We start from the raw sequence: 893 nt of genomic DNA, 5'->3' as shown, positions 1-893 counted from the left end.
GAGCTTGCGAGCGATCGGCCGTGTTCTGAACAGGCCTGCCTCCACGATCAAACGCGAGATCGACGCTCGGTCTGAGGAGCGGAAGTATCAGCCCTACTCTGCTCAGCGTGCCTGGACAGCGTCTCGGGCCCGACCGAAGCGGTCCAAGCTCTCTGAGGAGTCTCGGTTGCGCAGTTTCGTGCAGGAAAAGCTCTCGGTGCGGTGGTCTCCGGGGCAGATCAGCCACACTTTGCTCAAGGAGTTTCCCGACGACGAGAGCATGCGAGTGAGTCCCGAAACGATCTACCAGGCGCTTTACCTCCAAGCGCGCGGCGGGCTGAAACGCGAGGTCGCCGCCGCGCTGCGCACCGGTCGGACCCGTCGCAAGCCACATAAGCAGCCCGACCAGCGCACCTCGCGGTTCGTCGACGAGATGGTGATGATCTCCGAGCGTCCCCCCGAGGTCCAGGACCGTGCAGTGCCGGGGCACTGGGAAGGTGATCTGATCGTTGGGCCGGGCAGTGCTTCTGCGATCGTGACGCTGGTCGAGCGATGCACCCGCTACGTGCTGCTGGGGCACCTTCCTGGCGGTCATACGGCCGAGGAAGTCCGTGACGTGCTCACCGCGCTGATCGGCACTCTTCCAGAGCATCTGCGGGGGTCACTGACCTGGGATCAGGGCACTGAGATGGCTGCTCATAAGCAGTTCAGCATCGCCACCGGCGTCCCGGTCTATTTCTGCGACCCTCACTCGCCGTGGCAACGCGGCAGCAACGAGAACACCAACGGGCTGCTGCGCCAGTATTTCCCCAAGAGCACCGACTTGCGGCCCTACGGCCGTGAGGACCTCGAGCACGTCGCCCAGGAGCTCAATGGCCGTCCACGCAAAACGCTCGACTGGGATACCCCAGCCG

General features: G+C 64.3%; 1 protein-coding gene. It reads left to right on the top strand.

Annotation, left to right across the window (positions count from 1 at the left end; translation table 11 throughout):
* Window positions 1-893, top strand: an 893-nt coding sequence (locus ACFFIO_RS17285; protein ID WP_378043695.1) for an IS30 family transposase, incomplete at both ends; no start/stop codon positions are given.

Source organism: Citricoccus parietis (genome assembly GCF_042433045.1).
Taxonomy (GTDB): Bacteria; Actinomycetota; Actinomycetes; order Actinomycetales; family Micrococcaceae; genus Citricoccus; species Citricoccus parietis.
This window is presented reverse-complemented; position numbering and strand designations above follow the sequence as displayed.